Here is an 18,773-nt window from a genome sequence, read left to right on the forward strand (position 1 = left end):
GGTGATCCGGGGACTGGCACGTATGATGCTTCACAAACTTCCGCAGATTAGAAGCCTATGTCCCTGATAGTTCTACTGCTTCTGCCCTTTGTCGGCAGCTGTTTGGCAGCCCTGCTGCCGCACAACGCGCGTAACACTGAATCCCTGCTGGCTGGCCTGGTGGCCTTGATAGGCACCATCCAGGTGGCGCTGCTGTACCCGCAGATCGCCGATGGCGGGGTCATTCGTGAAGAATTTTTCTGGTTGCCCAGCCTCGGCTTGAACTTCGTGCTGCGCATGGACGGGTTCGCCTGGCTGTTCTCCATGCTGGTGCTGGGCATCGGCACGCTGGTGTCGCTGTACGCCCGTTACTACATGTCGCCGGACGATCCGGTACCGCGATTCTTCGCCTTTTTCCTGGCGTTCATGGGCGCCATGCTCGGCCTGGTCATTTCCGGCAACCTGATTCAGATCGTGTTTTTCTGGGAGCTGACCAGCCTCTTCTCATTCCTGTTGATCGGTTATTGGCATCACCGCGCCGACGCGCGACGCGGTGCCTACATGGCATTGATGGTCACGGGCGCGGGCGGGTTGTGCCTGCTGGCGGGGGTCATGCTGCTCGGCCATGTCGTCGGCAGCTATGACCTGGACAAGGTCCTGGCCGCCGGTGAGCTGATTCGCGCACATGCCCTCTACCCTGTCCTGCTTCCTCTGATTCTGATCGGCGCCCTCAGTAAAAGCGCGCAATTCCCTTTCCACTTCTGGCTGCCCCACGCGATGGCCGCGCCGACACCGGTGTCGGCGTATCTGCACTCGGCGACGATGGTCAAGGCCGGGGTCTTTCTGCTTGCACGGTTGTGGCCGTCGCTGTCGGGCAGTGAAGAATGGTTCTACATCGTCAGCGGCGCCGGTGCCTGCACGCTGTTGCTCGGCGCGTACTGCGCGATGTTTCAGAATGACCTCAAAGGGCTGCTGGCCTACTCGACCATCAGTCACCTCGGGTTGATCACTTTGCTGCTCGGGCTGAACAGCCCCCTGGCCGCAGTGGCCGCCGTATTCCATATTCTCAATCACGCCACGTTCAAGGCTTCGCTGTTCATGGCAGCGGGGATCATCGACCACGAAAGCGGTACCCGTGACATTCGCAAACTCAGCGGGCTGATCAAACTGATCCCGTTCACCGCAACCCTGGCCATGGTTGCCAGCGCCTCGATGGCGGGCGTGCCGCTGCTGAACGGCTTTCTCTCCAAGGAAATGTTCTTCGCGGAAACCGTGTTTATCAATGCGACCGCCTGGATCGAACTGACCTTGCCGATCGTCGCAACCATCGCCGGGATCTTCAGCGTCGCCTACTCGTTGCGGTTCACCGTCGACGTGTTCTTCGGCCCCACGGCCACCAACCTGCCGCACACCCCGCACGAACCACCACGCTGGATGCGCGCGCCGGTCGAGTTGCTGGTGTTCGCCTGCCTGGTGGTCGGGATTTTCCCCTCACAAGTGGTCGGCCCGCTGCTGTCCGCCGCTGCCCTGCCGGTCGTGGGCGGCACGTTACCGGAATACAGCCTGGCGATCTGGCACGGCTGGAACGCGCCAATGCTCATGAGCCTGGTCGCCATGTCCGGTGGCATCTTGCTCTACCTGTTGTTACGTAAACAGCTCAAGCGCGGGCGTTTCAAATACCCGCCAGTGGTGGGCCACTTCAATGGCAAGCGCATGTTCGAGCGCAGCCAGGTGGTCATGATGCGCCTGGCCCGACGTTTTGAACGGCGGATGAGCACCAGGCGCCTGCAAACCCAATTGTTTCTCGTGGTGGTCGCGGCCGTACTGGCCGGGTTGATCCCGATGCTGCACAGCCAGTTGAGTTGGGGCGATCGGCCGAAGATCCCGGGTTCGATCGTGTTCGTGACCCTCTGGGTGCTGGCGATTGCCTGCGCACTGGGCGCGGCGTGGCAAGCCAAATATCACCGGCTCGCGGCCCTGACCATGGTCAGCGTCTGCGGCCTGATGACGTGTATTACCTTCGTCTGGTTCTCGGCGCCAGACCTGGCGCTGACACAACTGGTGGTCGAAGTGGTGACCACCGTGCTGATCCTGCTCGGCTTGCGCTGGTTGCCGCGGCGGATCGAAGAGGTCACGCCGCTGCCGAGCACCTTGCGCAAGGCGCGCATCCGTCGTCTGCGGGACCTGCTGCTGTCGATTGCAGTCGGTGCCGGCATGGCTCTGCTGTCGTACGCAATGCTCACGCGCCAGACGCCCAACGATATTTCGTCGTTCTACCTCAGCCGCGCCTTGCCTGAAGGTGGCGGCAGCAACGTGGTCAACGTGATGCTGGTGGATTTCCGTGGCTTCGACACCCTCGGCGAAATCACCGTGCTAGCGGCCGTTGCCCTGACCATTTTCGCCCTGCTGCGACGTTTCCGCCCGCCCAAGGAAAGCCTGCAACTGCCGACCCAACAGCGCCTGCTGGCGCCCGACGTGGCGACCGATCTGGTCAACCCGCGTTCGGCCAGCGACACCGCACTGGGCTTCATGATGGTTCCAGCGGTGCTGGTGCGCCTGCTGTTGCCGATCGCGCTGGTGGTGTCTGCCTACCTGTTCATGCGCGGCCACAATCAGCCCGGCGGTGGTTTTGTCGCGGGCCTGGTGATGTCGGTGGCATTCATTCTGCAGTACATGGTCGCGGGCACGCAGTGGGTCGAAGCGCAAATGAATCTGCGTCCCTTGCGCTGGATGGGCACCGGTTTGCTGTCCGCAACGGTCACCGGGCTCGGCGCAATGGCCGTGGGTTACCCGTTCCTGACCACTCACACCTGGCACCTGAGCGTGCCGCTGCTTGGCGAAATTCACATCGCCAGCGCGCTGTTCTTCGACGTCGGCGTGTACTCGGTGGTGGTCGGTTCGACGCTGCTGATCCTGACGGCCATCGCTCACCAATCCGTTCGCGGCCACAAAAACGCGACCCTGCCTAAATCCGTCGCCACCAAAGGAGCCGTCTGATGGAAGAAGTCATCGCGATCGCCATCGGCGTTCTGGCCGCGTCCGGCGTCTGGCTGATCCTGCGCCCCCGAACGTTTCAAGTGGTCATGGGCCTGTGTCTGCTGTCCTACGGCGTCAATCTGTTCATCTTCAGCATGGGCAGCCTGTTTATCGGCAAGGAGCCGATCATCAAGGACGGCGTGCCGCAGGATCTTCTGCATTACACCGATCCGTTGCCCCAGGCTTTGGTGCTGACCGCTATTGTCATCAGCTTCGCCATGACGGCGTTGTTTCTCGTTGTGCTGCTGGCCTCGCGGGGCCTGACGGGTACCGACCATGTGGATGGCCGGGAGCCTAAAGAATGAATGCAATGGCACACCTGATTGCTGCTCCGATTCTGCTGCCGCTGCTGACGGCCGCCGTGATGCTGCTGCTGGGCGAGAAACACCGGCCGCTGAAGGCTCGAATCAACCTGCTGTCCAGCCTGATCGGGTTGGGCATTTCCGTGACGTTGCTGTTGTGGACGCAATCAAGCGGCCTGCCCGGCTCGATCGGCGTCTACCTGCCGGGCAACTGGCAAGTGCCTTTCGGGATTGTGCTGGTGGTCGATCAGTTGTCGGCGATGATGCTGGTGCTGACCGGCATCATCGGTGTCTGCGCCCTGCTGTTTGCAATGGCCCGTTGGGACGGCGCCGGTTCGAGTTTTCACGCGCTGTTTCAGATTCAGTTGATGGGCCTGTACGGGGCCTTCCTGACTGCCGACCTGTTCAACCTGTTCGTGTTTTTCGAAGTGCTGCTCGCCGCGTCGTACGGCCTGATGCTGCACGGTTCGGGCCGCGCGCGGGTGTCGTCAGGTTTGCATTACATCTCGATCAACCTGCTGGCATCGTCATTGTTCCTGATCGGCGCGGCACTGATCTACGGCGTTACCGGGACGCTGAACATGGCCGATCTGGCGCTTAAAATCCCGTTGGTGCCGGAAGCCGATTGCGGCTTGTTGCACGCTGGCGCGGGGATTCTCGCCGTGGCGTTTCTGGCCAAGGCCGGGATGTGGCCGCTGAACTTCTGGCTCGCACCCGCTTATTCTGCGGCCAGCGCCCCCGTGGCGGCGATGTTCGCGATCATGACCAAAGTCGGCGTCTACACCTTGCTGCGCTTGTGGACACTGCTGTTCTCCGGGCAGGCTGGTGCGTCGGCGTATTTTGGCGGCGACTGGCTGATTTACGGCGGCATGGCGACCATCGTTTGCGCTGCCGTCGCGATCCTCGCTGCGCAGCGTCTGGAGCGCGTGGCCAGTTTGAGCATCCTGGTGTCGGCGGGGATTCTGCTGTCGGCCATCGGTTTCGCCCAGCCGAACCTGATCGGCGCTGCGCTGTTTTATCTGGTCAGTTCGACCCTGGCGCTGAGTGCGCTGTTCCTGCTGGCCGAGCTGATCGAGCGTTCACGTTCAGCCAACGAGATGCCGCTGTACGACGACGGTGACCTGATCGCGCGGCCGATGGAGTCCTTGCAACCGCCCAAGGGCATCAACCTCGATGACGAACAAAAAGCCGTGGTCGGTCAAGTGATCCCCTGGACCATGGCCTTTCTCGGTTTGAGTTTCATAGCGTGCGCCTTGCTGATCATTGGCATGCCGCCACTGTCCGGCTTCATCGGCAAAGTCAACCTGCTGAGCGCCCTGCTCAACCCGATGGGCCTGGGCAATGGCGCAGACGAGCCGGTGTCGAATGCGGCGTGGGGGTTGCTGGCGTTGTTGATCCTGTCCGGCCTGGCGTCACTGATCGCGTTTTCGCGAGTCGGCATCCAGCGGTTCTGGACGCCGGAAGAGCGGCCGTCGCCAGCGCTTCGACTGTTTGAATGTCTGCCGATCATCGCACTGCTGGGTTTGAGCGTTGCGCTGACTTTCAAGGCCGAACCGCTGCTGCGGTACACCCAGTCTGCCGCGCAAGCCTTGAACAACCCGCAGCAATACGTGATCGCGGTCATGGGCACGCGCGCCGTGCCCAGCCCCGAAGCCAGAGCGGCGTTGGTGGAGGAGTTGCCATGAAGCGTCTGTTTCCCGCGCCGTGGCTGTCGTTGGCGCTGTGGCTGCTGTGGTTGCTGCTGAACCAGTCGCTGAGCCCCGGCCATCTGCTGCTGGGCGCCGTGCTGGGGTTGTGCGCGCCGGTGATGATGCGCAAGTTGCGGCCACTGCCGACGCGCATTCGTCGACCCGGCGTGATCGTGCGGCTGTTTTTTCTAGTGCTTTGCGATGTGGTGAAGTCCAACCTCGCCGTGGCCTGGAGCGTCCTCAATGACCGTCGCCGACCGCCGCGCTCGGCATTCATCAAAGTGCCGCTGGACCTGCACGATGCCAACGGTTTGGCAGCACTGGCGATGATCTGCACGGTGGTGCCCGGCACGGTCTGGTCGGAACTGGCGCTGGACCGCAGCATTTTATTGCTGCACGTGTTCGATCTTGAGGATGAAGCGCTGTTCATCCAGCACTTCAAGGACACCTACGAGCGCCCATTGATGGAGATCTTCGAATGAGCCCGCTGCTGTCGAACGCGATCCTGTTGAGCCTGTTCATCTTTTCGCTGGCAATGGTGCTGACCCTGGCGCGCCTGTTCAAAGGCCCATCGGCGCAGGATCGGGTGCTGGCCCTGGATTATCTGTACATCATCGCGATGCTGATGATGCTGACCCTGGGTATTCGTTATGCCAGTGATACGTACTTTGAAGCGGCGCTGCTGATCGCACTGTTCGGCTTCGTGGGCTCGTTTGCCCTGGCGAAATTCCTGCTGCGTGGCGAGGTGATCGAGTGAACGCTGAACTGTCTATATGGGTGGAAGTGTCGGTGGCGATCCTGCTGGTGCTCAGCAGCCTGTTCGCGGTGCTGGGTGCTGTCGGCCTTTTAAGACTGAAGGACTTTTTTCAACGCATGCATCCACCCGCGCTGGCCTCAACGCTGGGCGCGTGGTGTGTGGCGCTGGGGTCAATCATCTACTTTTCCGCGCTGAAATCTGCACCTGTCCTGCATGCCTGGCTGATTCCGATCCTGCTGGCGATTACCGTGCCGGTGACCACTCTGTTGCTGGCGCGGGCGGCGCTGTTTCGCAAGCGCATGGCCGGGGATGATGTGCCGGCCGAAGTGAGCAGTCGGCACACGGAAGATCGGAGTTAAGTTTGCCGGACGCGGGCTGTATACGCGGGTCGCGCGTGGCTGCTGCCTTCCGCTGGCACTTGCGGCACCGCGGCAATCGCCGCCACCGACCGCCCAGCGCTCAGTACACATGGATCAGCCAGATCGTCGCGAAAATCGATACCAGCCATTGAGCCAACAAAAACGTCATGGTCAACGATCCCGACAGTGGATTTGAACAATCCTCGTAGTTGGCATTTCTCGAAGTGCACGGCGCAGGTGTGGCTTTGAAAGCATCGTGAGCAAGCTTTGCTCCCACAGTTACGGGTTACACCCGCCCCGGCCATTTATTTCAGCCCAGCCGACACCTTGTCCGCCACATCCTTCGGCAACCAGGCCTGCCAGACGTCCGGATGAGCCTTCATGAACGCTTCCGCAGCCTGACGCGGTGGCGTGTGTTTTTCGCTCATGTCCGCCAACGCCTTGTTCAGAGGATCGATCGGGAAATCGACCTTGCTGAAAAACTCGGCGATCTGCGGATACTCTTTCTGGAATGGCGTGGACACGCCAATGGACAGCTTCGAGGCCAGTGAGCGGGTCGGTTTCGGATTGGGATTATCAGCGTCGGTCAAGGTCTTCCAGGCCTCGGCATCGAACGCTGGCTCTTCCAGCTGAATCAGCTTGAAGCGGCCAAGCAACGGGGTGGGCGACCAGTAGTAGAACAATATCGGTTTGCCACGGCGGATCGATGAACTGATCTCTGCATCCAGCGCAGCGCCGGAGCCACTTCGGAAGTTCACATAGCTGTCGTCGAGGCCATAAGCCTTGAGTTTCTGCTTGTTGACGACTTCGGAAGTCCAGCCGATCGGGCTGTTGAGGAAGCGGCCTTTGCCCGGTGATTCCGGGTCGCTGAAGACGCTTTTGTAACGGGGCAGATCGGTCACACTGCGCAAGTCGGGCGCCATCGGTTTGATGCCCCTGGCCGGATCGCCCTTGATGACATATTCGGGCACCCACCAGCCCTCGGTCGCGCCTTTGACGGTATCGCCGAGACCAACGACCTTGCCCTCTGCTTCTGCCTTCACCCAGACCGGGCTGCGACCAGCCCATTCTTCGCCGATCACCTGTATATCGTTGTTGGCCAGTGCGGTTTCCAGCGTGATGGTGGTTCCCGGCAGCGTATCGGTCGGCAGACCGTAGCCCTTCTCGACAATGATGCGCAGGATATCGGTGATCAGGCTGCCGCTCTCCCAGTTCAGATCGGCAAAGTGGATCGGCGCTTGGGCGGCGAAGACCGGGGTGGGCGACACCAGCAAACCGAAAGTGGCCAACGTAGCGGCCAGCAGCCGTCGAAATCCGTTCATGCTTTGCACCTCGTGCTGTTCACAGCAATAGCAGGATGGCCTGACGAAGACCGCAAGCCTCAGAATACTCAGTCAACTGACTGTAGTAGAGGTTCCTGCTTTCGAGGGGGGCGGATTATTTTCCGCACGTTTCCTGCAGTCGCGCCAGTTCTCGGCGAACCATGCTGGCGTATTCCGCCGGCTGCAACGTGTAAATCTGCGAGGCAACCCACCCAAGCCACGCGCCCTGCAGCACTACTTTCTGACTGAACAGACGCTGGGCTTCCGCTTGAGCGGTGGCCAGGTTTTGCAGATGAAAATCGGCGCGAGTCAGCGGCATTACTCGCTGGCCTTGAAGGTGATGAGCTCGCCTTTACGCCACTTGGCAGCCTTGGCTGTCACTGCTTTGAGTGTCTTGGTCAAGCCTTCCTGCAATTGCTGGTGAGCAGCGAACACCATCACCACGCTGTGGCCTTCCTTGAAAATCACCGCCTCGCCGTCGGCCGTGGTGACAAAGGCATAGTCGCCCAGCCCGTACACGGTCATTTTGATTTCGCGGAAGCGGATTTCCAGTTTGCCGCCTTCGCGACTTGGCAACACGGCGGCGCTGAAATGATCGCCAACCTTGAGTTTCAGGCCGGGTTTGTCGTCCACCACCAAAGCGGACTCAGTGTCGAGTTCGGCAATGTAAATGCCTTCGGCGTTCTGTTCGGTGACGTAAACAAAACGCGACTGGAATTGTTTAACCAGCTTCGCTCGCAGATCACCCAGCACGAACAAAGCATGCATATCGAGATTACTTACTGCCAAGGAAACATCCCCACATCTGAAAATGATGCCGCACGCAGAAGAACGCACAGCAGAAAAAAGCGGCAATGCCGATGGTGTCGCCAAATGACCCGGTTGGCATCCCGAGAGGAGCTGAGCGCTCATTCGTCGCGAAGTGCGTGAAGACTAATGGAAAGTCTTGCACGTCGTCTCGCCAGGCCTTCGCCAAAAGCTGAAGGAAAAAGCCCTGTTGGTTGCCAGAAAAAAACGGATTACAGATCTTAGGGAAAAGGCGCTTCGAAAAAGGCACTTTTCTTACATATCGGCGGCAAAAAATTGCTTTAGATGTGATCAATCGCCAACCAGTGAGGGTGATTCTAGAGCAGCGATGCTCCCGCAGACTACTCAAAACTACGTACACACGTCGGCAAAACACCGAAAAGGACTTCCTATGAGCACCCTGACCCACTACGTTCCGACCCATGCGACACCTATGCGCAACGTTTCGACACTGCATCCCGCGTTATTCGGCGATGCAGCCGGGCCCGAGGAACGGCAGACCATTCCGCGTTTTCAAGTGATATTGGCCGGCAATTCCTTCTTCCATATCAAGGAAATCTCCACAGGCCATGTAAGAGGATTCCGCAGCAACCACAATGAAGCGTGCGCCCTCGCCCGGGCACTTGAATGGCGCATGAATAGCTCCGCCACCTCGTTTCAATGACGCTTCGTCATGCCGACGACTTATCTCAGCCGTCGGCATGCAACTACTGCCATACTGCGCGACCAATGAATCCGTTCCCGGGCCGGGCGGCTTTCTACACAACAGACAATTTCCAAGGGAAGGCTGCTAAGTGACGGAATTTGATATCGGTGAATTTTTTATCCGGGGCGAAGCCAGAGAAGTCGACGGCGAATTCCAGGCAGTCATTGTAATGCGCGCCAAACCACCACTGACGGCTGTGACTTATCATCAAGTCGAAAAAGACCGCTGGTTCAAGACGTCGGAAGGTGCGGCCGTTGCTGCAGCGGAGTCGGCACAAGAGCTGAAGGCTGCCGTCGATGCGGGCGCATTGAAAGCCTGAGAGGTGGGGTTTGTTCGAAGGCGGCCGAACGGCAAAACCGTAGAAAGCAAAAAGGCGTGTCAACCGCAAAGGTTACACGCCTTTTTCAACAGAAATTTCAGATCAATTTGCGTTTGACTGCTTCATCCAGCGTGCTCTGGGTGAGGTGATCAAGTAGACCGTCTCCACGCTCATTGAACGGCAACCCAACGATCAACAAAATCTGCAACCAGGTGCGGGTACTTTCCTGCTTGACGATTTTACCGAGCAACTTGCCGTCCTGATCCTTGAACACCGTTTCCAGGGTAAAGGTGTTGCTGTACGTCGTTGGAATCACGAAGAGTGTAAAACCGGTCAAAAACGCGCTGGCCATATTGCCCTGCTCGTTGTTGGTCAGAGTGCTTGTCACGTACAGATTCGATTCGACTTTGTCGGTGGTGACGTTTTTAAACTGGCCAGACTCCTTGAAGGTGTCGAGCATGCTCTTTTCCACCAGCGCCGCATCGCCGCCGCCACCTGACAGTTCACCGTTGAACTGCTGTTGTGTGGTGACGTGCAGGTAGGCCGTCGGCTTGTCCTGTCGGGCCTGGGCCGGCGGCCACTGTTCGACCGCTGCCAGCTCGTGCTTGGAATAAGAGATGCAGCCGGTCAGGGTACTGCTGACCAGTAACAAGATCAGCAAAAAGTACTTATTCATGGGCGGCGAGTTCCCTGGACGTTGTCTGCAATTGTGGCGTGGCAGTGGCCAGCAATTGGGCGATCAGTTCGCGCAATTGAGTACCGCCCAGTCGTGGATTCAAGTAATCGGCGTTCCACAGACCGACATTCTTGTCGAGCTTGACCTGCTCGACCGACTTCGCCAGTTGCTTGCCGTGGCGGTCTTCGATGATCAGTTCGCCGGCCAGGTCGTACTTGTCGACATAGATAGGGCCATCGACCCAGATCCAGATGGTCAATGTGAGCAAAGCACCGGGGATGTACGCCGGGTGCATGGTGCGTTTGCCAGCGAGCGACGTCAGGTTGAACCTGAGCACCACATCGTCTTCACCCGCCTTGGCCGGGAATACGACGACTCGCTTGAAATAGTCGCTCTTGTCGACGTAGGTACTGATCTGCTCGGTCAATTGCCGGCTGCCGCTGGCGCGTGCACTCTCGTCCAGCTTGGGTGCTGAGATCACCACATCGCGGATTTCGGCACTGCGGTCAAGCGTCGATGACGAGGGCTGCAAGGGCTCGCCGATGGGGCCCAGCGGTGTGAACGACACACAACCGGTCAATGACAAGCCAAGCGCGATGGCCATCAGATACATAAGACGCTTCACTGCTTACATCCTTTTCATGCGGGATCGGAGATGCGTCGGCTCGAAAGAATTCGTGCAAGGAGTGGCCGGATCGGCGCTGCAAGGCCGGAAACCAGAAGGTGTGTCGCCTACATCCATGTACGGACTTTTCGCATGGCGGCTCTATGACGCCAAAAACGCGACGGCATCGTAATCGCACGAATGATGTTAATCAATAGCCTATTGCCATCATTGTGCGGAATTCGCTGGAAGCGTTCCAACCCGTTCGAACTCTTGGCGCACCTTTCCCTCAGATGCAATGACACTGCATTTGTCGATCGCGTATTTGATGCGACCGGAACATTCTGAGGAGATAAATATGGATCTGCCCGCACACGATCTGGAAACCCTGTTCGCTCAACTGGGCTTGCCGACTGAAGGGAGCGCCATTGATGACTTCATCGAAGCACATCAACTGGAGCCAGAGACTAAAGTGTCAGAAGCGGATTTCTGGGAACCGCACCAAACCCAACTTCTCAAGGAATGGTTACTGGCCGACGGCGAAGAAGCCATGATGGTCGACGAGTTGAACGTACGTTTGCACAACGGCAAATAACATCCTTTGTAGGAGCTGGCTTGCCAGCGATGGAGGCATCACCTTCACCGCAGCCATCGCCAGCAAGCCGGCTCCTACGGATTTGTGTCGTACCAAAACGTCTCATGCATCCCACGCCCCAACACCGAAAAGCAGCCACGCATCAACGTGGGTTTTCCGGCTTGTACCCCAACCGCAGACCGCCCCAATGCCGGCCCTTCACCATGATTGGCACGGACAAGTCGTGCATCAATTCTCCGGTGTCCCGAGTGTAAGTCTGCAGCAGCACCGCCTGCTGATGACTGCCGCAACGAATGCCCGTGCGGTCGGCGAATTTTCGCTTGGTGCGGTTCTGCAAGGTATCAACCTGCACATCGCCGGTCAGCGGCTGGCTGAATACCTTGTTGTGCGTCGGCACATAACCTTGCTGCGTGCAGGCAATCGCAAATACCAGGCCTTCATGGCGCGGCAATAAAGGTTCCTGAATGGCCGGCAGAACCTGGTCGGTGTAGCGATCAAAACACGTCTGAAATTTCGCCGGACTGGTGTTGGGAATTGCCTGGTAATTGCGATCGAACAAATCGTCGAGGCTGACCCGGCCTTCGTCGATATCCGTTTCAAAGCGTCCCGCGATCTGATTGGCCCCTTCGAGGGCCAGGTCATAAATGCGCTGGTGGTAATCATCCAGACCGACTTCGGCGAGGCGTTCGCTGATGGTTTCAGCCTGCCCTTCCATCTGCACCGCCGCCTCGGCGAGGCGCTGAGTTTGCTGATCGCTGATCGCCAGGTCGCTGCGCATCTGCTCGATGGCGTGGAACAGGCTGTCGAGTTGCTCGCGATTGGTGTTGGCGCCCTCGGCGATTTCGCTGACCTGACGTTCAACCCCCGCCGCCAGACGGGCGATGTTTTGCAGATGCGAACCGGTGCGTTCGACCTGCTCGACACCGATGTCGAGGTCGCTGGACAGCTGGCGAATCTGCTCGACGACTTGTGCCGTGCGCCGTTGGATATCGGCGACCATCTCACCGACCTCACCTGTCGCAGTCGCCGTACGCGCGGCCAGTCCACGAACCTCATCGGCCACCACCGCAAAACCACGGCCGTGCTCCCCTGCCCTTGCAGCCTCGATGGCCGCGTTCAACGCAAGCAAATTGGTCTGGCTGGCGATGGATTGAATCACCAGCGTGACGCGCTGGATATCGTCGCTGCGCACACTGAGCGCTTCGATCAGTTCGCGGCTGCTATTGGCACGTTCGCTGAGCTGATGCATGCGCGTGATCGACTCGTTCAACTCGGCGCTGCCGGCCGCGCTACTTTCATGCGCTTCGCTCGCCGCACTGAGTGCATCGCGGCTGAGGGTCGAGGTGGCTTGTTCGGTGGCGATCATCACTTCGGCGTTACTGACAATTCGCGCCGCCGCACCGAGTTGCGATTGCAGCTTGTCGGCCAGCTGCCGCACCGAGTATGCGACGCCTGCGGCGGACAGTGCGTTGTGACTGGTGGTGTAGGAAAGATCACGCGTCAGCTCGGCCATCGCGCTCGCGCCGCCGTCGGCGATTTCCTCGGGCACTGCCCGCGCACGTAATCGGGGCAGCCAGACGACCATGACCGCCACTGGCAGCCCAACGTAAAGTGGCCAGCTACCCAGCGTCAGGCCGCACACCAACAGCATCAGGGCGATGCTTTGCAGCGTCGGTGACAGCCAGCGGGTTTTCGCGGCAGGCAGTGGTGCAGGCACGGCCTTAGCCAGAGATCCGTCTCTCGTCATTTCGTCACCCCACGTCGTTTGTAATTGTTGTCTGCGCATTAAACGCCACTACAACGCCATTATCTATGGTCCGTTAGTCGTGGGCCTTGCAGCAGATCAACAAATACAGACGACACTTTTCTGCAGACGAAAAAAAGCATCGCGGGCAAGCCTGACTCCGTCAAGAGTAAGGCTTGCCCGCGATGCGGGGCGTTACGAAATCAGGCCTGACGCTGGTGCTTGTCGATCTGTTCGTGACGCTCTTGAGCTTCGATGCAGTATTTGGTGGTCGGGCTGATCAGCAGACGCTTGAGGCCAATGGCCTCGCCGCTGTCGTCGCACCAGCCGAAGCTGTCTTCCTTGATGCGCTCGAGCGCCTGTTCCAACTGAGGCAGCATACGCTGATCGCGATCGATCGCGTTTACCAGCCAGGTGCGCTCTTCTTCAACAGAAGCAGCGTCAGCCGGATCGGCCGGGGTGTCCAGGCTCTCGATGGCGATGCGATTCTGTTCGATGCGCTCGTGGGTTTCGACTTTCATGTTCTTCAACAGCTCGGAGAAAAAAGCATGTTGCTCGGCATTCATGTAGTCATCCGCCGGCATGGCCAGCAACTTGTCCTTTGTCATTGATATCTCTATAAAAAAACGTGCATTAAGGCGAATTAGGGAGCGATCCGGCAGACCAGGTCTGGCCAGCGGAAAGGCGCCATTTATTCCAAGCGCCACCCGGCACTCAATTTACGAGGGGCGGCAGTCTAAGGCCGAGTCGAGGCCCCAGCAACTGAAAACTCAGCGAATGTGGCCGACAAAGCCCGGAAACTGCTCTATGGCAACCGTTGCGGTGATTATCGGAGTGCGTTTATAGCAAGAAATTCAACTGAGCGGCTGTATATACAAGACAAACGGCTCGGCGTGATGAAGTATCGGCGGCGATGGTCGATGGATGAACCGAAAAACAGATCTGACTGACCAGCCATAAAAAAACCGCTTCCACCAAAGGCGGAAGCGGCGGAGGCATAAGCCTCGGAACAATTTTATGTCAGCAACGCAATCAGGATGATGATCGGGATCGGGATGCCCAGGAACAGCAGCAGTAATGAGCGCATGGGAGTACTCCTTATTAACGAACTTGAGTTGGGGTCACGTAGGCATCGGTTTCGAGGTACTCAACGGCATCCCGACGACGACCACCAAAGGTTGCAGCGAAGCTGGCGAAGAAAGCACCAATCAGCAGTGCGACGAACATCCACAGCGCGGTCATGGCAGCGACTTTAGCGGCGGTGTCGGCAGCTTCCTTGGCAGCCTGCTTGGCGTCAGCAATGGCTTTCTGGGTCCGTGCATACACTTCATCGACACGACGTTCAGCATCGGCCTGGCTCAGGTTGGTCCGTTGAGCAACCAGTTGCGCCAGATAGGTGCGATCTTCTGCAGACAATTGACCCTCGCTGAGGCCGCGCGCAAAGATGCGGGTCACGGTGCTGCGGGCAGCGTCATCACTGACAGCGACTGGACGATCATCGCGGAACAGGCTGTCGACGAAGTAGCCGTACTGATCGCTGTCGGTATTGCTGGCAGCTGTACCGGCTGCTTGCGTCGCTGCACTCGCTGCGCCGCCCACTGCACTGGCGCCGGCTTGCACACCACCGCTGACGATGCTGCTGACCGATCCGACAACCAGGGTCGCAGTCACCAGTGTGGCAACACACCAGGCCAGGAAGCCATGTGCGGTGTCACGGAAGTAAACTTCATCACCGTGCATGTTGGCCCACTTCACACGCAGACGACCGGCGATGTAACCGCCCAGACCGGATGCGACGATTTGTGTAAATGCCAGCCAGATAATGGTTGAGATGCCCAGGCCCTTAGCGCTGACGCCTTCATTGGCCCAAGGAGAAACGGCCGAGAAGCCCAGACCGAAGCCGAGCAACACCAGGATCAACGACAACGCCGCCGCAGCTGCGGCCCCTGCGAAAATCGCGCCCCATGAAACGCCTGATCTGGCGTTCGATTCTTCTGCGGCAGGATAGAAACCATCCGAGGATCTAATCATTGTTTTTCGCTCCAGGCAGGAAAGATGCTGTTACATGTTGTTGAAGGAGTGATTGCAGTCAGCGTGCCAATTTGGTGCGGCTAATAACTCGTTTATTTTCAGTAATTTAGATATTTTGAACTTCCTTCCACCATGCAATTTGCAAGAAATGGCACTGAGCAGCGGGTTTTATGCATTGCAGAAACAGCGAAATTTCATGAAGTTTTTTTCAGGAACCAAACGAAGATTTGTAGGCAAAATGTCGAGCAATGTCGTGAACCGCAAATCAGGCCACCTATGACCCGCATCTTGACCATCGAAGACGACGCTGTGACCGCTCGGGAAATTGTTGCCGAACTGAGCAGCCATGGCCTTGATGTCGACTGGGTCGACAATGGTCGCGAAGGCCTGAGACGCGCGGTCAGCGGTGACTATGACCTGATCACCCTGGATCGCATGCTGCCCGAGCTGGATGGCCTGACGATCGTCACCACCCTGCGGACCATGGGCGTTACCACGCCGATTCTAATGATCAGCGCCCTCTCCGATGTCGACGAGCGAGTGCGCGGCTTGCGCGCCGGCGGTGACGATTACCTGACCAAGCCGTTCGCCACCGACGAAATGGCCGCTCGGGTCGAAGTCCTGCTGCGTCGGCAGAACAACGTCACCGCGCAAGCGACCACGTTGCGGGTCGCCGACCTGGAGCTGAACCTGATCAGTCATGAAGCCAGCCGTGCCAACCAGTTGCTCACCTTGTTGCCTACTGAATACAAACTGCTGGAGTTCCTGATGCGCAATACCGGGCAGATCCTTTCGCGGATGATGATTTTCGAGGAGGTCTGGGGCTATCACTTCGACCCTGGCACCAACCTGATCGACGTGCACATCGGCCGCCTGCGCAAGAAGATCGACCCGCCCGGCAATGTCCCACTGATCCGGACTGTGCGAGGTTCGGGTTATGTCATTGCCGAACCCCTCTAACGGCTGGCGCTCTTCCAGCAGCCGCTTGCTGGGGCTGTACAGTTCGCTGTTCGTGGTCTGGAGCGCGATCCTCATGGGGGTCATGTATTACGAGGTGTCTTCGTATCTGGACAACCTTGCCAAACATTCGCTGATGCAACGTCAGCATCTGTTTTCACGATTCTCCGGCGAGCAACTGGTTGACGCCCTCGCCGTCAGCATGACCTTCGACATTCGCGGCATCGACGCTTATGGCCTGTTCGACGCCGAGCATCGTTACCTCAGCGGCGCCTTGCGACAGATCCCCGAAGGCCTGCCCCTGGACGGCAAGATCCACATGCTCAGCGACTGCGCCGATTCCGATGACCCGACGTTGCCCAGGGACAGCTGCGACGCTGTGGCGACCCAGGCCAAAGACGGTCGCTGGCTGATTCTGATGCGCGACAACGGCTCGCTGTTTGCGGTGACCCGGATCATCCTGCACGCCTTGCTCTGGGGCATGAGCCTGACCATTGTGCCGGGCATCATCGGTTGGCACTTGCTGCGCCGCCGGCCTCTGCAGCGCATTCGCGCGATTCAGGCCAGCGCCGAAGCGATCGTTGCCGGCGACCTGACCCGACGTCTGCCGCTGTCCAACCGCCGCGACGAACTCGACATGCTCGCCGCCATCGTCAACGCCATGCTTGAACGCATCGAACGTCTGATGAATGAAGTCAAAGGAGTCTGTGACAACATCGCCCACGACTTGCGCACTCCGCTGACGCGTTTGCGCGCGCAGCTTTACCGGATTCAACAGCACGCCGAGGACGGTTCGCCGCTGGCGGTGCAACTGGACTCGGTGCTGGCTGAAGCAGACACATTGATGGCGCGCTTTCGCGGTTTGTTGCGCATTTCAGAACTGGAGGACCGGCAGCGGCGTTCCGGTTTTGTGCAGCTCGATCCGAAGCCGTTGTTGCAGGAACTGCACGACTTTTACCTGCCGCTCGCGGAAGAAGGCGAATTGGTTTTTCGTCTGCAATTGTCTGACGCGTTGCCGCCGCTGTACGGTGATCGAGCGTTGTTATTCGAGGCACTGGCGAACTTGCTCAGCAACTCGATCAAGTTCACACCGCCGGGGGGCAAGGTGATTTTGCGAGGGAGTGACGAAGGCGGGTGCACGCGAATCGAGGTGCTCGACTCCGGCCCGGGGATTGCGATGGCGGAACGTGAGGCAGTGTTCCAGCGCTTTTATCGCGCTGAAGGTGGCCATCCACAGAGCGGATTTGGCCTGGGTTTATCGATCGTTGCAGCGATTGTCAGCCTTCACGGCTTTAAGCTAGAGGTCGGCACAAGTGAACTCGGCGGCGCGCTGTTGATGCTCGATTGCCAACAACGCCTGATCCCCCAGACCTGACCCTGTCCACTGTCCGCCGTCTGAGCAAAGCTAGCTCGCGATGGCGGTTGTACATTCACCATTGGCCTCAACATCAACATCAATATCGCCACCGCCATCGCCAGCAAGCCGGCTCCTACGGGTTTGAGTCGTACCAAAACTTACAAACCACCCACAAAACCTGTAGGAGCTGGCTTGCCAGCGATAGCGGTCGGTCAGGCACGCAGTTGCCAACTGACCCACCGCTTTCGCGAGCAAGCTTTGCTCCCACCGGCCGATGCGACTATCAGGCCGGGAAGTTGCCTCGAAGGGCCTCAAGCCCGCCCTGATAGATCCCGCTGAACAACGCCACCACTTCTTCTTCGCTCACGCCTTGCGGTGCAAAACGCCCCGACCAGGTCACGCGAGCGCCCTCGCCTTCAGTCTCCACCAGGATCGTCGCCAGATAATCCGTGGCCGGGAATGGTGCCTGCACAATCGAATAGCTGTACGTTTTCGCCGCGTCGTCAAAGGTGCGCAGACGTTCCACCACTTCGGCGCCATCCGCCGTACGCAGGCTGCGCACGCGCCCGCCTTCGCTCAGTTCGCTCTGAGCAATGAAGGGCAGCCAGTCCGGCAGCGAATTGAAGCCGCCGATCAACTGCCACACTTTATCGGCCGAAGCCGGAATATCGATCGTCGCTGATGCAGTCGCCATAAATTTTTCTCTCTCAATACTTTCTATAGATGAACTGAAAACTCAAATCGCCATGCTGTCGACGACACCGCCGTCGACTCGCAGAGCCGCGCCCGTGGTGGCCGAGGACAACGGCGAAGCAATGTACGCCACCAGATTCGCAACCTCTTCCACCTGCGCCACGCGCTGAATGATCGACGTCGGCCGAGCCTTGCGCACAAACGCGTCGGCCTCCTCCTGAACGCTAAGGCCCGACGCAGCGGTAGCGCTTTTGAGCATCTGCTCCAGCCCATCGGTCAAGGTCGGTCCGGGCAGAACCGCGTTGACCGTCACACCGGTGCCGGCCAGGCGCTTGGCCAAACCATGGGACACCGCAAGGTTAGCGCTTTTGGTCACGCCATAGTTGAGCATATCGGCCGGGATTGCGATGCCGGATTCCGAGGACAGGAAGATCACCCTGCCCCACCCTTGCTTGACCATCCCCGGCGCGTAATGCCGCGACAGACGCACGCCGGAGATGACGTTGACCTCATAAAACCGCGTCCATTCACTGTCTGGCGTATCAAAGAAATCCACCTCGTTGAAGATCCCGAGGTTGTTCACCAGGATGTCGGCGCGCGGCTCGGCGGCGAACAATTGCTCGGCGCCTTCAGCGGTGCCGAGGTCAGCAGTCAAACCTCGCAGTTGTGCATCGGGAACGCTTTGACGAATGTTCGCCAGGGCCTCCTCGACCTTGGCCGCGTCGCGCCCGATCACCACCACCGCGGCGCCGGATTCGGCCAGTGCCTTGCTGATGCCCAGGCCGATACCGGCAGTGCTGCCGCTGACGATGGCGAGTTTTCCGCTCAAATCAATCTTCAT

General features: G+C 59.0%; 21 protein-coding genes. 11 read left to right on the forward strand and 10 right to left on the reverse strand.

The genetic code is table 11. The features are described from left to right. The first annotated feature begins 57 nt into the window (after positions 1–57). From ACYZTS_RS21935 to ACYZTS_RS21960, 6 genes are read left to right on the forward strand one after another with little or no spacing between them, the layout of a single operon-like run. Positions 58–2,976, forward strand: coding sequence for a monovalent cation/H+ antiporter subunit A (locus ACYZTS_RS21935; RefSeq protein WP_461992018.1), 2,919 nt, complete (start codon positions 58–60; stop codon positions 2,974–2,976). After that, a complete protein-coding gene (locus tag ACYZTS_RS21940; protein ID WP_007986256.1) occupies positions 2,976–3,320 on the forward strand; it encodes a Na+/H+ antiporter subunit C in 345 nt (114 codons plus the stop codon). The genes ACYZTS_RS21935 and ACYZTS_RS21940 overlap by 1 nt, the downstream gene beginning before the upstream one ends. Further along, on the forward strand, positions 3,317–5,002 hold the full coding sequence (locus ACYZTS_RS21945; protein WP_461992020.1) for a monovalent cation/H+ antiporter subunit D: 1,686 nt from the start codon (positions 3,317–3,319) through the stop codon (positions 5,000–5,002). Before ACYZTS_RS21940 ends, ACYZTS_RS21945 begins: the two co-directional genes overlap by 4 nt. Continuing rightward, on the forward strand, positions 4,999–5,487 hold the full coding sequence (locus tag ACYZTS_RS21950) for a Na+/H+ antiporter subunit E (RefSeq protein ID WP_461992022.1): 489 nt from the start codon (positions 4,999–5,001) through the stop codon (positions 5,485–5,487). The genes ACYZTS_RS21945 and ACYZTS_RS21950 overlap by 4 nt, the downstream gene beginning before the upstream one ends. Beyond that, positions 5,484–5,762, forward strand: coding sequence for a K+/H+ antiporter subunit F (locus ACYZTS_RS21955; protein WP_461992024.1), 279 nt, complete (start codon positions 5,484–5,486; stop codon positions 5,760–5,762). The genes ACYZTS_RS21950 and ACYZTS_RS21955 overlap by 4 nt, the downstream gene beginning before the upstream one ends. Beyond that, positions 5,759–6,121, forward strand: a complete 363-nt coding sequence (locus tag ACYZTS_RS21960) for a Na+/H+ antiporter subunit G (RefSeq protein WP_461992026.1) — start codon at positions 5,759–5,761, stop codon at positions 6,119–6,121. The genes ACYZTS_RS21955 and ACYZTS_RS21960 overlap by 4 nt, the downstream gene beginning before the upstream one ends. 305 nt (positions 6,122–6,426) lie before the next feature. On the opposite strand, the gene ACYZTS_RS21965 is transcribed toward ACYZTS_RS21960, so the two are convergent. From ACYZTS_RS21965 to ACYZTS_RS21975, 3 genes are all read right to left on the reverse strand, one after another. Beyond that, positions 6,427–7,443, reverse strand: coding sequence for an ABC transporter substrate-binding protein (locus ACYZTS_RS21965; RefSeq protein WP_028623086.1), 1,017 nt, complete (start codon positions 7,441–7,443; stop codon positions 6,427–6,429). Positions 7,444–7,558: 115 nt separating this feature from the next. After that, positions 7,559–7,762, reverse strand: a complete 204-nt coding sequence (locus tag ACYZTS_RS21970) for a hypothetical protein (protein ID WP_028623087.1) — start codon at positions 7,760–7,762, stop codon at positions 7,559–7,561. Continuing rightward, positions 7,762–8,211, reverse strand: coding sequence for a hypothetical protein (locus ACYZTS_RS21975; protein WP_033050693.1), 450 nt, complete (start codon positions 8,209–8,211; stop codon positions 7,762–7,764). Before ACYZTS_RS21975 ends, ACYZTS_RS21970 begins: the two co-directional genes overlap by 1 nt. Positions 8,212–8,641: 430 nt before the next feature. Between ACYZTS_RS21975 and ACYZTS_RS21980 the strand changes: the two genes are divergently transcribed. Then, the gene (locus tag ACYZTS_RS21980) at positions 8,642–8,914 is read left to right on the forward strand and encodes a hypothetical protein (RefSeq protein WP_028623089.1); all 273 of its coding nucleotides are present in this window, start codon (positions 8,642–8,644) and stop codon (positions 8,912–8,914) included. A gap of 130 nt (positions 8,915–9,044) precedes the next feature. Further along, entirely contained in the window at positions 9,045–9,275 is a 231-nt protein-coding gene (locus ACYZTS_RS21985; RefSeq protein WP_461992028.1) for a hypothetical protein, read from the forward strand. A gap of 97 nt (positions 9,276–9,372) precedes the next feature. Here ACYZTS_RS21985 and ACYZTS_RS21990 read toward each other — a convergent pair whose 3' ends face one another. Both ACYZTS_RS21990 and ACYZTS_RS21995 read right to left on the reverse strand, forming a co-directional pair. Continuing rightward, positions 9,373–9,951, reverse strand: coding sequence for a hypothetical protein (locus tag ACYZTS_RS21990; RefSeq protein WP_461992030.1), 579 nt, complete (start codon positions 9,949–9,951; stop codon positions 9,373–9,375). Continuing rightward, positions 9,944–10,576: a hypothetical protein gene (locus tag ACYZTS_RS21995; protein WP_461992032.1), complete on the reverse strand. Its 633-nt coding sequence runs from the start codon at positions 10,574–10,576 to the stop codon at positions 9,944–9,946. The genes ACYZTS_RS21990 and ACYZTS_RS21995 overlap by 8 nt, the downstream gene beginning before the upstream one ends. Before the next feature lie 337 nt (positions 10,577–10,913). On the opposite strand from ACYZTS_RS21995, the gene ACYZTS_RS22000 reads away from it, so the two are divergent. Next, positions 10,914–11,150, forward strand: coding sequence for a DUF2789 family protein (locus tag ACYZTS_RS22000; RefSeq protein WP_028623093.1), 237 nt, complete (start codon positions 10,914–10,916; stop codon positions 11,148–11,150). Between the two features lie 142 nt (positions 11,151–11,292). Here ACYZTS_RS22000 and ACYZTS_RS22005 read toward each other — a convergent pair whose 3' ends face one another. The 3 genes from ACYZTS_RS22005 to ACYZTS_RS22015 form a co-directional block, all read right to left on the reverse strand. Further along, positions 11,293–12,936, reverse strand: coding sequence for a methyl-accepting chemotaxis protein (locus ACYZTS_RS22005; protein ID WP_461992034.1), 1,644 nt, complete (start codon positions 12,934–12,936; stop codon positions 11,293–11,295). A gap of 161 nt (positions 12,937–13,097) precedes the next feature. Further along, positions 13,098–13,502: a TraR/DksA family transcriptional regulator gene (locus ACYZTS_RS22010; RefSeq protein WP_028623095.1), complete on the reverse strand. Its 405-nt coding sequence runs from the start codon at positions 13,500–13,502 to the stop codon at positions 13,098–13,100. Between the two features lie 493 nt (positions 13,503–13,995). After that, a complete protein-coding gene (locus tag ACYZTS_RS22015) occupies positions 13,996–14,925 on the reverse strand; it encodes a hypothetical protein (RefSeq protein WP_028623096.1) in 930 nt (309 codons plus the stop codon). A 276-nt stretch (positions 14,926–15,201) separates the two neighbouring features. Here ACYZTS_RS22015 and ACYZTS_RS22020 point away from each other — a divergent pair, with 276 nt between their 5' ends. Further along, positions 15,202–15,885, forward strand: coding sequence for a response regulator transcription factor (locus tag ACYZTS_RS22020; protein ID WP_461992037.1), 684 nt, complete (start codon positions 15,202–15,204; stop codon positions 15,883–15,885). Beyond that, complete coding sequence (locus ACYZTS_RS22025; RefSeq protein ID WP_461992039.1) at positions 15,863–17,257, forward strand: sensor histidine kinase; 1,395 nt, start codon at positions 15,863–15,865, stop codon at positions 17,255–17,257. The genes ACYZTS_RS22020 and ACYZTS_RS22025 overlap by 23 nt, the downstream gene beginning before the upstream one ends. Positions 17,258–17,522: 265 nt before the next feature. On the opposite strand, the gene ACYZTS_RS22030 is transcribed toward ACYZTS_RS22025, so the two are convergent. Both ACYZTS_RS22030 and ACYZTS_RS22035 read right to left on the reverse strand, forming a co-directional pair. After that, positions 17,523–17,933: an SRPBCC family protein gene (locus ACYZTS_RS22030; protein ID WP_028623099.1), complete on the reverse strand. Its 411-nt coding sequence runs from the start codon at positions 17,931–17,933 to the stop codon at positions 17,523–17,525. Between the two features lie 42 nt (positions 17,934–17,975). Beyond that, positions 17,976–18,773 carry an SDR family NAD(P)-dependent oxidoreductase gene (locus ACYZTS_RS22035; protein ID WP_028623100.1) on the reverse strand — a complete coding sequence of 266 codons (798 nt, stop codon included), beginning with the start codon at positions 18,771–18,773 and terminating at the stop codon, positions 17,976–17,978.

The organism is Pseudomonas sp. TMB3-21, assembly GCF_054898145.1.